Annotated in this window: 15 protein-coding genes; 10 read left to right on the plus strand and 5 right to left on the minus strand. The window is 65.1% G+C overall.

Translation table 11 applies throughout. The features are described 5' to 3' along the window. The first annotated feature begins 133 nt into the window (after positions 1-133). The 5 genes from ACJYUO_RS02970 to ACJYUO_RS02990 all read left to right on the plus strand — a co-directional run bounded on the left by ACJYUO_RS02970 (position 134) and on the right by ACJYUO_RS02990 (position 3,985). The gene (locus ACJYUO_RS02970) at positions 134-742 is read left to right on the plus strand and encodes a cell surface protein (protein WP_494343920.1); all 609 of its coding nucleotides are present in this window, start codon (positions 134-136) and stop codon (positions 740-742) included. Between the two features lie 104 nt (positions 743-846). After that, the gene (locus ACJYUO_RS02975) at positions 847-1,830 is read left to right on the plus strand and encodes an SDR family oxidoreductase (protein WP_494343921.1); all 984 of its coding nucleotides are present in this window, start codon (positions 847-849) and stop codon (positions 1,828-1,830) included. Between the two features lie 203 nt (positions 1,831-2,033). Further along, positions 2,034-2,156 (plus strand): hypothetical protein, encoded by a 123-nt coding sequence (locus tag ACJYUO_RS02980; protein WP_494343922.1) that lies wholly within the window; start codon positions 2,034-2,036, stop codon positions 2,154-2,156. A gap of 34 nt (positions 2,157-2,190) precedes the next feature. After that, positions 2,191-3,189 carry a carboxypeptidase regulatory-like domain-containing protein gene (locus tag ACJYUO_RS02985; protein ID WP_494343923.1) on the plus strand — a complete coding sequence of 333 codons (999 nt, stop codon included), beginning with the start codon at positions 2,191-2,193 and terminating at the stop codon, positions 3,187-3,189. Between the two features lie 205 nt (positions 3,190-3,394). Further along, positions 3,395-3,985 carry a DUF8121 family protein gene (locus ACJYUO_RS02990; protein ID WP_494343924.1) on the plus strand — a complete coding sequence of 197 codons (591 nt, stop codon included), beginning with the start codon at positions 3,395-3,397 and terminating at the stop codon, positions 3,983-3,985. Positions 3,986-4,153: 168 nt separating this feature from the next. On the opposite strand, the gene glmS is transcribed toward ACJYUO_RS02990, so the two are convergent. Together glmS and ACJYUO_RS03000 are read right to left on the minus strand one after the other, a co-directional pair. Then, positions 4,154-5,962 carry a glutamine--fructose-6-phosphate transaminase (isomerizing) gene (glmS, locus tag ACJYUO_RS02995; RefSeq protein WP_494343925.1) on the minus strand — a complete coding sequence of 603 codons (1,809 nt, stop codon included), beginning with the start codon at positions 5,960-5,962 and terminating at the stop codon, positions 4,154-4,156. A gap of 510 nt (positions 5,963-6,472) precedes the next feature. Next, positions 6,473-7,117 carry a helix-turn-helix transcriptional regulator gene (locus tag ACJYUO_RS03000; RefSeq protein WP_494343926.1) on the minus strand — a complete coding sequence of 215 codons (645 nt, stop codon included), beginning with the start codon at positions 7,115-7,117 and terminating at the stop codon, positions 6,473-6,475. A gap of 344 nt (positions 7,118-7,461) precedes the next feature. Here ACJYUO_RS03000 and ACJYUO_RS03005 point away from each other — a divergent pair, with 344 nt between their 5' ends. From ACJYUO_RS03005 to ACJYUO_RS03020, 4 genes are all read left to right on the plus strand, one after another. Then, complete coding sequence (locus ACJYUO_RS03005) at positions 7,462-8,859, plus strand: nucleotide sugar dehydrogenase (protein WP_494343927.1); 1,398 nt, start codon at positions 7,462-7,464, stop codon at positions 8,857-8,859. 117 nt (positions 8,860-8,976) lie between these two features. Beyond that, a complete protein-coding gene (locus ACJYUO_RS03010) occupies positions 8,977-10,050 on the plus strand; it encodes a DUF354 domain-containing protein (protein WP_494343928.1) in 1,074 nt (357 codons plus the stop codon). After that, positions 10,047-11,015: a glycosyltransferase gene (locus tag ACJYUO_RS03015; protein ID WP_494343929.1), complete on the plus strand. Its 969-nt coding sequence runs from the start codon at positions 10,047-10,049 to the stop codon at positions 11,013-11,015. The genes ACJYUO_RS03010 and ACJYUO_RS03015 overlap by 4 nt, the downstream gene beginning before the upstream one ends. Continuing rightward, positions 11,005-12,978, plus strand: a complete 1,974-nt coding sequence (locus ACJYUO_RS03020; RefSeq protein WP_494343930.1) for a hypothetical protein — start codon at positions 11,005-11,007, stop codon at positions 12,976-12,978. Before ACJYUO_RS03015 ends, ACJYUO_RS03020 begins: the two co-directional genes overlap by 11 nt. A 322-nt stretch (positions 12,979-13,300) precedes the next feature. Here ACJYUO_RS03020 and ACJYUO_RS03025 read toward each other — a convergent pair whose 3' ends face one another. After that, entirely contained in the window at positions 13,301-13,900 is a 600-nt protein-coding gene (locus tag ACJYUO_RS03025; RefSeq protein WP_494343931.1) for a metal-dependent hydrolase, read from the minus strand. Continuing rightward, complete coding sequence (locus tag ACJYUO_RS03030; RefSeq protein WP_494343932.1) at positions 13,901-14,890, minus strand: DUF1616 domain-containing protein; 990 nt, start codon at positions 14,888-14,890, stop codon at positions 13,901-13,903. Between the two features lie 388 nt (positions 14,891-15,278). Between ACJYUO_RS03030 and ACJYUO_RS03035 the strand changes: the two genes are divergently transcribed. Beyond that, positions 15,279-15,887, plus strand: a complete 609-nt coding sequence (locus ACJYUO_RS03035) for a DUF7344 domain-containing protein (RefSeq protein ID WP_494343933.1) — start codon at positions 15,279-15,281, stop codon at positions 15,885-15,887. A 56-nt stretch (positions 15,888-15,943) separates the two neighbouring features. Here the strand turns inward: ACJYUO_RS03035 and ACJYUO_RS03040 are convergent, their stop codons facing one another. Beyond that, positions 15,944-16,432, minus strand: a complete 489-nt coding sequence (locus ACJYUO_RS03040) for a hypothetical protein (protein WP_494343934.1) — start codon at positions 16,430-16,432, stop codon at positions 15,944-15,946. Between the last annotated feature and the right edge of the window lie 5 nt (positions 16,433-16,437).

Consider the following 16,437-nt stretch of genomic DNA (forward strand, 5'->3'; position numbering starts at 1 on the left):
TCGCGACCGCAGTTTCCCTCGAGCCCGGGCGCTCGAGTCGGTAACCCCGACCCCGCATCGATCGGTAAACCGGCGGGTGGGCTGTGGGCTGAGATTAACAAAGCGGGGTGGCCGCCTACGAACGACCCGTCGAATGTCCCGCTTTCGCGATGACCTCCCATCGGCGGTCACGCTACTCGTCACGATCGCGGCCGTCTTGCTCGCGTTCGGGCTGCTCGCCTCGGTCTTCGGCCCGGACCTGACGGCCGGCGAAACGAACCCGACTGACACTGCAGCCGAGAACGACGCGCTGACGAACGAATCGAACGCAACCACCGACGCGAACGCGACGGCCAATGCGACCGAGAGCGTCTCGACGACCGAGACCGATATCGAACGAAGCGACTCGGTCGACGACGCGCCGTCGCCGCCGGAGTCCGCAGCCGAGGACGAGCCGCCCGCTGACTCGGCGGACGATGACGCCACAACCGCGGACGCTGCGGCTGAATCCGCAGTCGAGGATTCGGTCACCGACTCGGACCCGCCGGCCGCCGACGAGGCGGCCGAAGCGGATGAGGAAGAGTCGGCGGCCGAGACGGACGATTCCACCGACCTCAGCGGCCTCGAGTGGGCGCTTGAGCAAGCCGGATTGGCCGACGGCGAGGACGATTCGGTCGACGACGAGCGCGGGCCACCGGATGATGCTGGACCGTCGGACGACGAACGCGGACCGCCCGACGACGCCGGGCCGTCCGACGAGTGACCACCGCCTCCAATTTGGCCACCTTCCGAGTCCGTCGGTCGCCGTGACTCTCTTCCAGCCCGACCGACGGATACTGCCTTTTTCGGTGCCGTCGTACACACCCCATGCCTTCGACCGCACTCGTGACCGGCTGTTCCTCGGGGATCGGCTACGAAACCGCCCACCAATTGCTGGCCGACGACTGGCGCGTCTACGCGACCGCTCGAGACCGCGACCGGGTCGGCCTCGCAAAATTGGCCGACCGCGGGGCCGATATCGCGGCGCTTGACCTGACCGAACCCGACGATATCGACCGCGTCGTCGATCGCATCCGCGAGGAGGCCGACGGCGTCGATTGTCTGGTCAACAACGCCGGCTACGGCCAGTTCGGTCCGGTCGAAGACGTGCCGACGTCCCTGCTCGAGCGCCAGTTCGCCGTCCACTGCTTCGGGCCGCACCGACTGATCCGGGCAGTGTTGCCCGGCATGCGCGAGCGCGGCCGCGGACGGATCGTCACCGTCACCAGCGCCGCGGACCGCCTCGCGCTCGCCGGGATCGGCGGTTACACCGCGTCGAAGTGGGCGATGGCGAGTCTCTGCGATGCGCTCCGACAGGAACTGGCTGGCTCCGGCGTCGAGGTCGTCGTCGTGCAACCCGGAATCGTTCGAACCCCGTTCTACGACCGCGCCGTCGCGGCGGTCGACGACGCGGCCGCGAGTGCACAGTCTCCGTCTCGAGCCCCCGGCCGCGGTTCGGACGCCGACGCGGCGGGTGTCTCGGCGGCGCGTTCGACCGTCGTCAGGCCGACGGACTACACCGACCTCTACCGCGTTCTCGGGCGACTCCGCGCCGTCGACGGCGGCGGCCCGCTGATCAACGACCCGGACCGAGTCGCCGCGACGATCCGCGAGGCCGCGACCGTTCGGGATCCCGACACGCACTACCGCGTCGGCCCGGTGCCGTTGCTGGGCTCGCTGTACGGAACGCTCGTCCCCGCCGCGATCCGGGACCGACTCACGCGAGTCGGGATTCGACTGGCTACGACCGAACCCGTCCTCGAGTTCCTCGAGCGGCGAACGCCCGAGCCGGGGTCCGAGCCGTATCCGTGATCCATCTACTGCCGGTCACGACCGACTCTTGCTGATCTCGGAGACCGTTTTCTGCGCACTTCGCTGCCGCTGATCTCGACGATGGGTCGGAATACCAGACTCCGGCCCATACCATCGTTCGGCCGCTATACCGGACAGTTTCAGCGGCTGCAACGGTTTTACCCTCCGTATAGTGAACCGCCGAACAGCGAAAGAATGGCGTAATGAAATCACTCGTCCCCGCACGTGACGGATCGAACGGCGAGCAGCATTCCTCGAGGCACGTCGAACCAACGGCGTCCGAACTCGAGCGCGGAGTGACCGCCGCCTCGACGGCGAGCGCATAACAATTGATTGCCCAATTTCACTTCACTACTGACAATGCGCAGCAATGCAAGACGACAGCAGACGGAGACCCGATCGATCGGGAGCAGCGTCCAGATTCTACTCACCGTCAGCGGCATCGCGTTCCTGCTGGCGGGGTTGGTACTCGCCGCGAGCGGGGCGTCTGTCAGCGGCGCGGTCGGCTCGGTCACCGACAGATGGGACGACTCCGCACAGCCGGCCGGCGACGACGCCGATCACGCGACCGACGACACCGGGAGCGCTGACAGCGGTGGCGGAGTCAACGAAACGAGCGGTGGCGGCGACGAACCGGCCGAGACCGACAGTGACGGCGGGACGGATGGCGAAAACGAGAGCGATGGAAGCGACGGGTCGGGTGATACTGGCGACGAAACGCACGTCCTGACGACGGCCGTGGAAACACAGAGCGGCGAGACGCTCGAGAACGCCACCGTGACGGTCTCCGGAGCGGGGACGACGACGGAGAGTGCGGTCGGGCAGGACGGCGAAGCCAGCTTCGAGCGTCCGAACGGCACCTATACGGTTACCGCGGACGCGGACGGCTACCAGTCAGCGGAGACCACCGCCGAAATCGACGGCGAAGACGCGACAGCCACCCTGGCGCTCGAGGAACAGAGTGACAGCGATAGTAGCGACGGCAGCGATAGTAACGATGACAGCGATAGTAACGACGACAGCGATAGTGACGACGACAGTAATAGTGACGACGACAGCGACGACACCAATAGCAGCGATGACGACAGCGACGGCCCGTACACGCTGGCGGTGACCGTCGAAGATCGGAACGGAAGCGCGGTCGATAACGCGACCGTCGAACTCGAGGACGATTCGGGTCTCATCGCCTCGAGCGAGGAGAAGGAAGTCGACGACGACGGCCAAGTCGAGTTCGAACGCGAGAGCGAGGAGTACACGGTGACCGCGACCACTGACGGCTATTCCGAGGCGGAACGAACGGTCGAAATCGACGGCTCGGATCGGGAGATCACGCTGACGATCGCGGAAGACGACGGCTGATCGAATCGCCGTCAGACGCGGTGGTCGGTCCGGTAGGCTGTTTTTCGAACGTTTCGGTCTCGAGTCTCATGCGGACCGCGAGCGGGGGCTCTCGGAGATCGGGTTCACTACCGTCGTTTCTCGAGTCGCCGCTGTCGGTCAGTGATCAAGTCCGCCCGGTGATAAGTTCTTAACATTCTTACTGTTGCCGATGAAATCGACGTTTATGCGCCGCCGCGCGTTTCTCGCGTCCGCCATAACCGCCGCCTCCACCACCGTTGCGGGGTGTAGTGCTGTCGAATCACGAACTGAACACACGGACCCGGAAGTAAAGATCGACGACAATCCCCGAGATACTGCGAAATATCTCGAATTTCGCGGAGACGGCACTAATCTCGCTACCGTGGGCGTCGACCCCGAGCTGTCCCCCGTGCCGACCCATTTCCTCACGTCGATTTCGCACCCTGCGGATACCGAACTGCAGTCGCTCACACAGCGGTTCGTGACGCTGGGCGGTGACGGCACCCCGCCACGGCTCTCGCTCCAAGGCCCATTCATGGGCGACCACGAACCACATCCATCCGTGTCACTGTTCCGTGAGGGGACGGCTGCAGTCGTCGATGTCCACCGATTCGGCGAAATTGCCGACGAGACCGTATTTCTCGAGCTTCCGGTCACCCAATGGCCGGAGTCGGCCGGTCAACTCGTCGTCGAGAGCACCGTCGAACTCGTCGAGTCGGGGCTACTTGACCGAACACACGTCCTCGACGGGCAACTCGAGTTCGAGTTCCCCGCCGAGGCCGAAACCGGCAAATGAGCCGCTGACAGCGTGACACGCCCGTCGGAGAGACGAGACGCGCTGCTCACCGGACTTCGGTACTGTTGAGCCGCCGTGACGTGGCGTCGGAGACAGTCGACTCGAGAACGGACTTCGGTAGCGGCGTCGAACGCGCGTCGAAAAGACGTTAGGTGGGCTGGAAGGCGGTCATTCGACCGTGACGCTCTTCGCGAGGTTACGCGGTTTGTCGATCGGTCGTCCGAGCTGGTCTGCCGCGTGGTAGGAGAGCAACTGGAGCTGGACGTTCGCCAGCAGCCCGGTCCAGACCGGGTGGGTGTCCGGAACCGACAGGTGGGCATCGGCGATATCGACGAGCGGGTGATCGTCGGGTCCGACGGCGACGATCGGTGCGCCGCGGGCCTGGGCCTCGATCGCGTTCGTCTTCGTCTTGTCGTCGGCACCGCCGGTCGCGACCGCGAACACCGGCGTTTCATCGGTGACGAGCGCGAGCGGGCCGTGTTTGAGTTCGCCGGCGGCGAACCCCTCGGCGTGCTCGTAGGTAATCTCCTTGAACTTCAGCGCGCCCTCGAGCGCGACCGAACGGCCGAGCCCGTTGCCGATGAAGAAAAACGACTCGCTGTCGATGGTGTTTCGTGCGAGCGCGTCGGCCCCGCTCGTCTCCAAGACCGTTTCGACGTGTCGGGGCAGGTCCTCGAGGGCCTCGAGCATCGCGGCCCGGTCTGCAACGGGGGTCGCTGCCGGCACGTCGCCGGCGATGCGCTGGCTGAGCAGGGCGAGCGTGACCGCCTGCGAGGAGTAGGTCTTCGTCGCCGCAACGCCGACCTCTGGCCCGGCGCGGATGTAGACCGCGTCGTCGGCCTCGCGTGCGGCCGTCGAGCCGACGACGTTGGTGACCGCAAGCGACCGAGCACCGCGGTCGGTCGCTTGCCGGACCGCATCGAGCGTGTCCGCGGTTTCGCCACTTTGGGTGACCGCAACGACGAGCGTGTGCTCGTCGACCGGCCCGGAGCTGGATTCGTACTCGCTCGCGCGGAGGACCTCGGTCGGCAGCCCCGCTTTGCGTACCAACTGCGCGCCGTACATCGCCGCGTGATAAGATGTGCCACAGGCGACGAACTGGACGGAATCGACGCCCTCGAACGTGCCGGCAGGGAGCCGCTCGAAGGCGACGTCGCCGTTCTCGATTCGGCCCTCGATCGTGTTCGCGAGGGCCGTCGGCTGCGTGTTGATCTCCTTTCGCATGTAGTGGTCGTACCCGCCTTTCCCCGCGTCCTCCGGGTCCCAGTCGACGGTGTCGACCGGGCGCTCGATCTGCTCGCCGTCGAGATCGGTGATTCGGTAGGAGTCGGGCTCGAGAACGACGATATCACCGTCCTCGAGGTAGATCACGTCGTCGGTGTGATCGAGGAACGCCGGCACGTCGCTGGCGAGGAACCACTCCGCCTCGTCGAGGCCGAGCACGAGCGGCGAGCCCTTCCGGGCGGCGTAGACCGCTTCCTCGCCGTCGACGATCGCGGCGATCGCGTAGCTCCCCTCGAGCGTGTCGACGGCCCGGCGGACGGCCAGTTCGGTGTCGCCGGTCTCCGACCGGAACTCGTCGATGAGATGCGGGATGACCTCCGTGTCCGTGTCGCTCTCGAACTCGTGGCCTTTCTCCCGGAGGTCCGCTTTGAGTTCGGTGTAGTTGTCGATGACGCCGTTGTGGACGACCGCGACGTCGCCCGCCGTGTCAGTATGCGGGTGGGCGTTCTCGTCGGTCGGCGGCCCGTGGGTCGACCAGCGGGTATGCCCGATCCCCATGTTCCCGCTCGGACGGCCGTTCAGGGTCGATTTGAGACTCGAGACCTCGCCCGAACACTTGTGGACCTTCACACCGGAGCCGTTCTGGACGGCGATTCCCGCCGAATCGTAGCCCCGATACTCGAGGTTCTCGAGCCCCGAGAGGAGCGTCTCCGTCGCGTTGCCGTGGCCGATTCGGGCGATGATGCCGCACATCAGCCCAGCACCTCCGCTCGAGCGGCGACGGTCGGTTCGGGGCGGTTCGAGATCGCTGCCTGCGGGACGGTTCTGGTCCGTGTCATTGGTATCACCGGCCCCAGTCGCCGTTGCCGACGGCCGGGGCGTCACTCTTACCACGTTCGACAGCGGCCATTACTATAGCACGATTAAGACGATACCGTGGATACGACGGTTACTATCGGCTGTATAATCCCACATTCGTTTTCCCGATCCGCCATTCTTCTACCAGCCGGACCGATATCACGGTGTGTCACGACGGTCGTTTCGATCCGTCTGTGTCGGTGCGTTCCGATTCGTTCCGCCCGTATCGCTCCGTCTGGACGCGCTGAACTGCTGGAATCTGGCAGCCCCGTCTTATCGCGTCGGATTCCGCCTCGAGGACTCGAGTCCGACCGAGATGCGACGGCAGAAAGGGACCGACCTCGGCGGTCGCAGTTTCACCGCCTGCAACCGACAGGGCTGCTGTGCGACGACAGGGACAGCGCGCTACGGGACCGCGTTTTCGACTTCGTCCGACTGCGGCGTCTCTGCCGACGTTCGATCGGCGAGAGCGATGACGTTCTCCCGACCGACCGATCGCTTCTCGATCGTGCCGTCGTCGTGCATGCGCGAGCAGATCCGGCTCACTTTCGACTTCGACCAGCCGGTCTCGTCGGCGATTTGATGCTGCCGAATGCGGCCGCGGTTGGCGATCAGGAGCCGAACTACTCGCCCCTCGTCGCTCAGGAGTCGCGGCGGGGTCTCGGGGGAGAGATAGGATTCGTACGCGCGATCGTCGGCGCGTGTGCGATCCGATTCGCCCTCGTCACCCCCCGTGTTCGTCCCCAGCGGGAGCGACGACAGGTCGATGCCGCGGTCCGCGACCACGTCGACGATTCGAAGCCCGACGAGGCCGCTGATCAACAGGAAGAGCACCGCGACCAGGGCCGACTCCCAGACCGACGTTGTGCGCAGCAGTTGTCCCCAGTACAACGACCCGATGGACCGGTCGCCGACCCGCGGACCGATCGCTTCCGACGCGATCGCGTGGACCTCGTACTGCCGTGTCGCCGCCGGAACCGCGTCGAGAGAGGCGGTGCCGTGAATCGATTCGAGCCGGCCGCGGACGCCGATCTGGGACGTGATCACCATGATTCGCGTGTCTGGTGCAGTCGGTGCGTGACCGAGCCACGATCGTCGTGGACTCGCCGACCGCATCGGTGATCCGACCCACGCCCCCTTCATTATAGAGCCGTACAGGTGGGTTTAACAACGTTCTAAGTCCCCGCACCCGCGACCGGTCTTCGATCCGCCAGCGCCGCGGGTAGCGTTCCCGATCGGCGGGTTCCACTCGTTGTCGCTCTCGCATCCGTTTATCCGAGCTATAGTAAACCCCCGATGCTGCCTTGTCGATTTCACAGCATGCCCCGCCGATCGCGGGCGCACCAGTCACCGTCGCACTCGGTCGTGCGACGGACGGCGACAATCTCTCACCCATGACCACGATAATCAGCGATACTGAGAAGCGAGCGGACGATCGAGAGAACGACCAGCACGCGCGGAAGACGGGCGGCGGAACCGCCCTCGAGCACACGGATGCCCAATCGACGCGTGCGGCGACGATCTGCGTCGTCGGACTGGGATACGTTGGACTCCCGCTCGCGGTCGGGTTCGCGCAGTCGAACTACCGCGTGATCGGCTACGATGTCGACGACGTGACGGTCGACCGACTGCAAGCGGGAGTCGACACGACCGGCGACCTCTCGGACGAGGCGATTCAGGACGGGGACATTTCATATACGACCGACGCGGCCGAGATCGGCGAGGCCGACTACGTCATCGTCGCCGTGCCGACGCCGATCGACGACGACGATCGGCCGGACCTCGGCTACGTCGAGAGCGCGGCGACTACCGTCGGCTCGAAGATGGACCCCGGAACGACGGTCGTCCTCGAGTCGACGGTCTACCCCGGTTCGACGCGCGAGGTCCTCGTCCCGGCGCTCGAGGACGCGTCCGGTCTGACCGCGGGCGAGGACTTCTTCGTCGGCTACTCCCCGGAGCGCGCCACACCGGGCGACGAGGACCACGGCCTCGCGGACGTCGTCAAGGTCGTCAGCGCACAGAACGAGACGGTCCTCGAGGACGTGGCGACGCTGTACGAGTCGGTCGTCGATGCGGGGGTTCACCGCGCGCCCTCGATCGAGGTCGCCGAGGCCTGCAAGGTCGTCGAGAACGCCCAGCGCGACCTCAACATCGCGTTCGTCAACGAACTCTCGATGGCCCTCGACAACATGGACGTCGACGGGCAGGCGGTCCTCGAGGCCGCGGGCACGAAGTGGAACTTCCACGACTACCGGCCGGGACTGGTCGGCGGCCACTGCATCCCGGTCGATCCGTACTTCTTCGCGTACCGGTCGGCTCGGGAGGGGTTCGACCCCGAACTCATGCGGACGAGCCGGCAGGTCAACGAGTCGGTCCCCGACCACGTCGCCGAGCTGACGATCAAGGCGCTCAACCAGTGTCACAAGACGCTCCGGGACAGTCGCGTGCTGGTGTTGGGGCTGTCCTACAAACCGGACGTGGGGGACATTCGAAGCTCGAAGATCGGCACCGTCATCGACGAACTCCGGGAGTACGACATCGACATCGAGGGGTTCGACCCCTTCGCGGACGACGACGCGGCCCGGGAATCGTTCGATATTGATATCCAGGAGCGCCTGTCGTTCGAGGGCTTCGACGCGGTCTTGCTCGCGACGCCCCACGCCGAGTTCGAGCAGTTGGACCTCGAGGCCCTGGCGGGCGACCTCGCGGACGATCCCGCGCTGATCGACGTAACGGGCGCGGTCGAGGCGGACGCGGCCGCCGACGCGGGTCTCGTCTACCGGAGGTTGTGAGGCGATGGGAGACCAGCGCCACGGCTTCGGCGGAGCGGTCGCCCGGACGAGAGACCGATCACCGTCTGGGGCGGTCACCGTCTCGAGCCGCCGACCGACCGCGGAGGTGGGCTGACGATGCGCGTGATGATTACGATCCAGCACCCCGGCCACGTCCACTTCTTCCGCCACCCGATCGCGGAACTGGAAGCCGCGGGCCACGAGGTCCACGTCTTCGCTCGCGAGAGCGATGTCGCCGTCCAGTTGCTCGAGGCCTACGATATCGACCACGAAGTACTGGCCGGCGAATCGGACTCGCTGGTCTCGCTGGCGGCGGTGCAGGCGACCTACGAGATGCGACTGCTGTGGCGGGCGCGGCGGATCGAGCCGGACGTGATCACGGCTATCGGCGGCGTCGCCGCCGCTCACGTCGCGTCGGTGCTGGGCACGAAGAGCCTCGTCTTCTACGACACCGAACACGCGACGCTCATCACGCGACTCGGCTACCCTTTCGCGGACGTGATCTGTACGCCGGCGTGCTATCGGGACGAGATCGGCCCGAACCACGTGACGTATCCTGGCTATCACGAACTCGCCTATCTCCACCCCGATCGGTTCGAGCCCGACGAGTCGGTGCTCGAGGAAGTCGGCGTGGCCCCCGAGGAATCGGTCGCCGTCGTCCGACTCAGCAGCTGGGACGCCTCCCACGACGTGGGTCACGGCGGGTTCGACGACCCCCGCGAGGTCGTCGACCGACTCGAAGAGGCGGGACTGCGGGTCCTGCTCACGACGGAGGGCGACCCCCCGGCCGATCTCGAATCACACCAGTTCGAGACCTCGCCGGACCGAATGCACGACCTGCTCGCCCACGCGGCTGTCGTCCTGAGCGAAGGCGCGACGACCGCGGCGGAGGCCGCCGTACTCGGCACGCCGGCGGTCTACGTGAACCCGCTCTCGCTGGGCTACACGACGGAGCTCGAGGAAGAGTACGGCCTGCTGTTCGAGTACAACCATGAGACGAGACACACCCGCGGGCTCGAGCGGGCGGTCTCGATCCTCGAGGAGCCGGCCGACACGTGGGCGCGCCGTCGCGAGCGCCTGCTCGCCGACCGAATCGATGTCACGGATCTCGTCGTCCGACAACTCGAGACGATCGCCCAAGCGAACGCGGCGAAGCGTGCCGTTCCCGCAGCGAACCCGGACTCCCCATGAAGGTACTGCAACTGGTCACCTCGTCGCGACCGTTTTTCGAACAGCAGGTCTCGGCCCTCGAGGACCGCGGCGTCGACTGTACGGTCCTCGAGGTCCCCGGCGAACACGGGGGCGACTCGAGTCGGAGGCCGTCGGATTACGCGCGGTTTTACCCCGAGATCGTCTCGGAAGTCCGCTCGGGGTCGTACGACCTCGTCCACGCGAACTACGGCCTCGTCGCGCCCTTCGCGCTCGCACAGCCGACCCGGCCGGTAGTGCTGACGCTGTGGGGGACAGACCTCATGAGCGACCGGTCGTGGCTGCGGTCGTGCAGCCGGTACGGTGCCCGCCGGGCGGACGCTGCGATCGTTCCGAGTCGGACTATGTCTCGCGACCTCGAGACCGAGCACGAACTGATCCCCTTCGGCGTCGACACCGACTTGTTCCGGCCGATGTCGCGGGCCAAGGCCCGCGAACACGTCGGCTGGGAGACCGACCGGCCGATCGCGCTCTTTCCGTACGACGAGACCCGGTCGGTCAAGGACTATCCGCGGGCGCGACGGCTCGTCGACCGAGCCGACGCCGACATCGAACTGCGAACGGTCTCCGGCGTCGACCACGACCGAATGCCGTACTACATGAACGCGAGCAACGCCCTGCTCGTCACGTCCCGGCGCGAGAGCGGCCCGATGGTGGTCAAGGAGGCCGCCGCGTGTAACCTGCCGGTCGTCTCGACCGACGTCGGCTTTGTCCGCGGGACGATACGCGGCGTGAGAAACTGCGTCGTCAGCGACAACGACGGCGCGCTCCTCGGCGGCCTCGAGCGAATCGCCGAACGCGGCGACGGCGGTCGGTCCGACGGCCGCAAGTCGATCGACGGGCTCTCCGTCGACTCGCTCGGCGAGCGCCTGCACGGCGTCTATCGGCGCGTCCTCGAGCGGAACGACGGGACGGGCTCCCCGACGGGGGTCAGCCATGAGGTATAGATCGCTCTCCGAACTGCGGCCGCTGCGACTCGACACCGTCGCGGCGCTCGGCGGACTCCTGCTCGCGGCGGTGTTGCTCCCGCTGCGATTGCTCTCGTCGCAGATCTACCTCGAGACCGTTCCGGTCGTCCTCGGCACTGCCTGTGGGCTGTATCTGCTCTCCCTGTATCAGGGCGACGACGCGGGGGCGTTCCCGACGTTGCCGTCTACGGTGTCGATGGCGCTGCCGAGCGTCGTGCTTGCCGGCCTCGCCGGACTCGTGGCGCTGACGGTCGTCCAGGGGGCGCGAACGCACCTCTTTTTCGGACTGGCAAGCGTCGTCGGGACGCTCGTGATCGGCCAGATCATCTTCGCGAACGACCGCGATCTCAACCCGGGGCTGTTGCTCCTCCAGATCGTCTGTTTCGCGTTCGTCTTCCGGTTTACCGCGCTGTACGCGACGCCGGGGTACATCGGGATCGACATCTGGACGCACCACGCCTTCGTCGAGTCGATCCTCTCGGAGGGGTCCCTGAGCGCGATCTCACACGACAAACACTACGGCTCGCCGTTCTATCACCTGCTGGTCGCCGCCTCGTCGCTGCTGTACGACGTTCCGATCCGTACCGCGCTGTATCTCTCCGTCGGGCTCGTGATGCCGCTGTCGGTCCTGCTCGTCTACGCGACCACGAATCTGCTCGTCTCGACGCGCTGGGCGGTGCTGGCGACGGCGTTCTACGCCCTCGGGAGCCACGTCGCCCGCTGGGGGATGCACCTTATCCCGACGAGCTTGGGCCTTGTCTTCTTCCTCGGCATGCTGTACGCGCTGATCCGCGTGATGCGGATCGAGTACACCATCCGGGACTTCTCCGTGCTCCTCCTGTTGAGCGTCGCCGTCATCCTCACCCATCAGGTGTCGACGTTCATCATGCTCGTCCTGTTGCTCGCGGCGTTCGTCGCGCAGGTCCTGTTCGTGATCGGCCCCTTCGGGCTCACGCGACTCGATACGAGCGTCTTCCGGACGAAAAAGCCGGTCAACCTCGTCGGCCTCGTCGTCTTCAACGCCGGGCTGACGATCTTCGTCTGGTCGCTGACGCCCTACGGCGAGGGCTCGTTCCTCGAGACGGTCCTGTTGTACCTCGGCGAGACCCTCGAGGACAGCGCCGGATTCCTCAACACGGCCGGCGGCTCCGCCGAGGCGGCCGATGCGGGAGCCGAGGCCGCACCGACGCTGCTCGAGCAACTCGTTCCCTACGTCGATACCCTCGGCTTCCTGTTCCTGCTCGGGGTTACGTTCGTCGGCTGTCTGTACGTCGTCCACAGACGACGCGCCGAGCAGTCGGTGTTTACCCTCCTGCTGGCGTCGGCGTTCATGCTCGTGTTCGTCCTCGGCCTGCCGATGTTCGGCATCCGGAACTTCATCCCGACGCGCTGGTTCGCGTTCCTCTACGCACCGATGGCTGTCCTCGGCGCGATCGGGGTGCGAACGCTACGGGGCAGTCTAACGCCGTCGGTCGTCGTCTCCGTCCTGTTGGTGGTCGTGCTCGTCTATCCCGGCGCGATGGTCCTGGCAGTCGAGAGCAACGCCGACAACCCAGTCTTTGCGGATCAGCACGAGCGACTGGCCTACGACGAGTCGGAACTCGCTGCGGCCGAGTCGATCGGGACGCTGACCGGCTCCCCGGACGGCGACGAGATCCGCCCCGATCAGCAACTCTACACCGACCACCCCTATCAGACGCTGTTCAGTCGGACCGGCGCGTACCCGTCGACGACGACCGCGACGGTTCCCGAGGGCGGCGTCGCGGACCACGGCTATACGGTCTATCGATCCGAGCAATCGACCGACGCGACCTACGTCACTGGCGCCGACGGGAACGCGCGGATCGAACGGCTCTCCCGAAGCCAACTCTGTCGGCCGGACCAGGCCACGGTCTACACGAACGGTGACGTGACGCTATGTACGCCCTCGGCCGGGACCTAACGGCTCGCCTCGCGACGCTGCTCGAGCGTCTTTTGACCGCTTGTGAATCACTCGTCGACGATCGACCTCGAGGGAACCAGCCTCGACTCGTCGCCGATGACGGTTCGGCACGTCGACACAGTCGCTGTCTGTAGCCGCTTTCCCTTGACTGTCGTCCACCCGGAGGGTTGGTCGTCCCGGTCGGACTGCCTCTCGAGAGTGAGAGCGGAGCAGTGACCGCTGTCTATTCGTTCCGACGCCCGGCAACTAACGGCTCGAACGTCGAACCGTCGATCGTATCGATTCGGGTTCGGCTCGTCGCCTCGAGCCGTCGCTGCGGTCTCTACCGACGGCTATGCGCCCATTGTTGCTCGACACGGTCGCGACAGACTCGCCAGAGATCGGCCGCGACCGGCGCACCGTCGAACAGCCAGAGCGCGACGACGGCGAGTCCCAGTAGGGACTGGAACGCGACCTGCAGTGTCAGCCCGTCGGTGAGCAGCTGGTGGACGTACCGAACGAAGTACCGCCTGAAGTTGTCGACGAAGCCGCTCTGTGTACCCGCAGGCGGAGACGCGATCGGCCAGAGGACGATCCGCGGGTCGATCGCGTCCCCGTTGAGAACGCGGTTGAGACCGTCAGAAACCGGGTGTGAGAGGAACGCGATCGAGAACGCCCCTGCAAGTCGTCGGTCGCCCAGTCGGACTGCCGCCGCGTACGCCCCGAGACAGACAAACGGTGCGACGAGAATCGAGTGGCCGACCGAGTAGCCGGTCTCCGTAATACCGAGTGTCCAGGCGAGTGGCTTGTCGACGAGATCCGGGAGCTGCGAGCCGACGGCGATCGCGATCGCCTCGCCGGCTGACGGCGGCCGCCGGAACACCACGTTCGTCGTCACCGAGTACAGGAGGTACGCGAAGGCGAGGTGCTCCCACGGCCACATCTATGCCACCTCGATCGGCAGGTGGATCGTGCGGTACGCAGTTTCGGCCGTTGGCTCTGCCGTCGGTTCGCCCTCGTAGAGCAGCAGCGTCAACCGAAGGTCGTCTCCCCGCATCGATGGCGTGATCTCGAGGTTTTGCTGTCGCGATTCCCCGTCCGAAACCGTCGTCGTCTGCCTGTCCAGTTCTGTGGACTCGTTTACGGTTACGTTGTCACCCTCGCTACTGACCCGCTCGAGCAAAACGACGGTCGTGTAGGTCCGGTCCTCGTGTTCCCGGTTGGTGATCGTCGCGTTCAGCTCGTGGCGCTCTCCCGCGGCGTAGGTCGCGTCGTACATCGTTTGGGTCTCGCCGGAGACGGTCTCCGTTTCGATCGAGAACTCGGTGAACCCCTCGTGCTGGGGCGGGTTTGCGACGGCAAAGCCCCCGCTTGCGAGCAACAGGAGTAGTCCGACGGCGATGGCCACGTTGTACGGCCGACTACTGACCCGCTGGTAGGGACTGGGTCGTCCACGAGCGAAGAACGGGGACCCCGCCGGAAGCGTAGGAACGAACCGTCGATCGGCCGGACAGCGGTAGCGAGCGGCGATCGCGGCGAGTGCGAGGACAACGGTGAGCACTGCGAGCGCGAGGAGTACCGTTTCGAGGGCTATACCCCTAGGAGTCACGGTCGCGAAAAGGGTGATCGCTGGAACGAGTGCAACAGTAAATACGACTGAAAGGATCGCCCGTTCGACCGACTCGACTCCGCCGCTGACCAGCAGCGGGTTCCCCAGTCCGGTTTTCTCCTCGTCGAAGGACTGATACTCGTCGTTCGGTTCGTCCGGAAAGAGTGCCGAGACGAGCGCATACCCGGGAAGAAAGAGAACGAGCGGAACCGTCAGCGCTATTCGTCCGATGCCGCCGATCCCTGAAAGAATCCCGAGCGTGAGCGCGCCAGTGACCGCGATGACGACTGCCTGATCGAAAAACCACCAGTTGGTGTCGCTCATTACGTCGTCAGTAGGGACGAGAGTGGTTTATTATCGCCACGATAAGCCCCGCTCTCTGGGGGCAGTCCGACGGCCGTCTGACGCACACCTATAACGAACTCGACATAGAATCCGTATCTATAGATTGCAGCTGTTCTTGACTGTCATAGAACCGTGAACGGACCGAAATTCGGAATGACATTCTGAAATACGTGCGTCGTACTCTCTCGAAATAAAGTTTCCAGTGATATTCTCAGATGTGGTTTCTATCGGCTTTTGGTGGCCAAATCGGGGTATTAAAATCACAGAAAAAGAAACTACATCCTATGAAATTACGTAAACTGTGTATGTCTCGGATATACTGTTTCTACCATTTATTACCTCCTTCTGAATAGGGGTGAGTGGCGCAATGAAAGCGAAACATATCAGCTCTGAAGAGCAGGACGAGCAGGGTGTGACTGACGACGCTCAGACGGACGAGACGGCTGATAGTCCCTCCGAGGAGCCCGCGTTTTCGAAGGACGAAATCTTTCATCTCCTGCAGAACGAACGCCGTCGGATGGTCCTCCGGTATCTCCGGGGGACTGAGGGAGCCATACGCATGCGCGATGTCGCAGAGCAGGTCGCAGCGTGGGAGCACGATACGACCGTCGAGGATCTTACGTCCACGCAGCGACAGCGCGTGTACATCCCGCTCTATCAGTCTCACCTCTCGAAACTCGACGACGCGGGCCTAATCGAGTACCAACAAAACCGCGGGATCGTGGAGCGACAGCCGCTCGCCGATCGCGTCGACCAGTACCTCGAGTTGGATTCGTCCGAGGAATCGGCCGACAAACAGGAGACGGACGACGCGGAGTGGGACGACTACTACATCGTGACGACCGTCCTCTGTTATGCGGTCCTTCTCGGTGCAGTGATCGAACTGCCGTTCATCTCGTTTCTCTCAGGTATCGGTCTGAGCGCGCTGATCCTGTTCCTGTTTACGGGACTGACGATCAGCCGTGTCATCGACTAAGCCAGCGGACGGACAATCAGTTCGAACGACTCCACATCGCGAGTCTCTATAGCGAGTTACGCAATGAGAACGGACACCGAGACGAGCCCGATGGAGACGAGCAGGAATACGATGGAAATCGCCGTCAAGACGGACACAACGAAGCGACCGGCCTCGCGCGGCGGCGACTGTGTCTGTTCGACGAGCCCCTGGGTTTCATCGAACTCGATGGCCCCTGACGCGTCGAGTGCCGGCAGTCGGTCCCGGTGCAGTCGCTCGTGGACGGTCGCCCACGTTTCGATGGACGGCTGGGCTGGGGCCACCAACGTATCGGCCACCTCGTCGACGGTCACGGGCGTGCTCAGTCCGTCGAGGACGGCGAGGAGCGAACCGTCGTCTTCTGGAAGGAACGTGTCTGCCGAATAGCCGGTGTCGGCATCGTCCGCCGCGGAATCGTCTCCCGGGGCGTGAACCATCGTCAGTCCCGAAAGTCCGTGAGGATCGCCAGCCTGCTCGCCGTCGGACTCTTCCGAGGACGAGCGAAACCGGGACGGCGTCAGACGCATATTCC

The sequence above is a fragment of the Natrinema sp. CRL1 genome (genome assembly GCF_059162405.1).

Bases quoted from the DNA above. Each gene is read 5' to 3' on its own strand.
- ACJYUO_RS02970 (WP_494343920.1), top strand. From the start codon at position 134: ATGTCCCGCTTTCGCGATGACCTCCCATCGGCGGTCACGCTACTCGTC.
- ACJYUO_RS02975 (WP_494343921.1), top strand. From the start codon at position 847: ATGCCTTCGACCGCACTCGTGACCGGCTGTTCCTCGGGGATCGGCTAC.
- ACJYUO_RS02980 (WP_494343922.1), top strand. From the start codon at position 2,034: ATGAAATCACTCGTCCCCGCACGTGACGGATCGAACGGCGAGCAGCAT.
- ACJYUO_RS02985 (WP_494343923.1), top strand. From the start codon at position 2,191: ATGCGCAGCAATGCAAGACGACAGCAGACGGAGACCCGATCGATCGGG.
- ACJYUO_RS02990 (WP_494343924.1), top strand. From the start codon at position 3,395: ATGCGCCGCCGCGCGTTTCTCGCGTCCGCCATAACCGCCGCCTCCACC.
- glmS (WP_494343925.1), bottom strand. From the start codon at position 5,962: ATGTGCGGCATCATCGCCCGAATCGGCCACGGCAACGCGACGGAGACG.
- ACJYUO_RS03000 (WP_494343926.1), bottom strand. From the start codon at position 7,117: ATGGTGATCACGTCCCAGATCGGCGTCCGCGGCCGGCTCGAATCGATT.
- ACJYUO_RS03005 (WP_494343927.1), top strand. From the start codon at position 7,462: ATGACCACGATAATCAGCGATACTGAGAAGCGAGCGGACGATCGAGAG.
- ACJYUO_RS03010 (WP_494343928.1), top strand. From the start codon at position 8,977: ATGCGCGTGATGATTACGATCCAGCACCCCGGCCACGTCCACTTCTTC.
- ACJYUO_RS03015 (WP_494343929.1), top strand. From the start codon at position 10,047: ATGAAGGTACTGCAACTGGTCACCTCGTCGCGACCGTTTTTCGAACAG.
- ACJYUO_RS03020 (WP_494343930.1), top strand. From the start codon at position 11,005: ATGAGGTATAGATCGCTCTCCGAACTGCGGCCGCTGCGACTCGACACC.
- ACJYUO_RS03025 (WP_494343931.1), bottom strand. From the start codon at position 13,900: ATGTGGCCGTGGGAGCACCTCGCCTTCGCGTACCTCCTGTACTCGGTG.
- ACJYUO_RS03030 (WP_494343932.1), bottom strand. From the start codon at position 14,890: ATGAGCGACACCAACTGGTGGTTTTTCGATCAGGCAGTCGTCATCGCG.
- ACJYUO_RS03035 (WP_494343933.1), top strand. From the start codon at position 15,279: ATGAAAGCGAAACATATCAGCTCTGAAGAGCAGGACGAGCAGGGTGTG.
- ACJYUO_RS03040 (WP_494343934.1), bottom strand. From the start codon at position 16,432: ATGCGTCTGACGCCGTCCCGGTTTCGCTCGTCCTCGGAAGAGTCCGAC.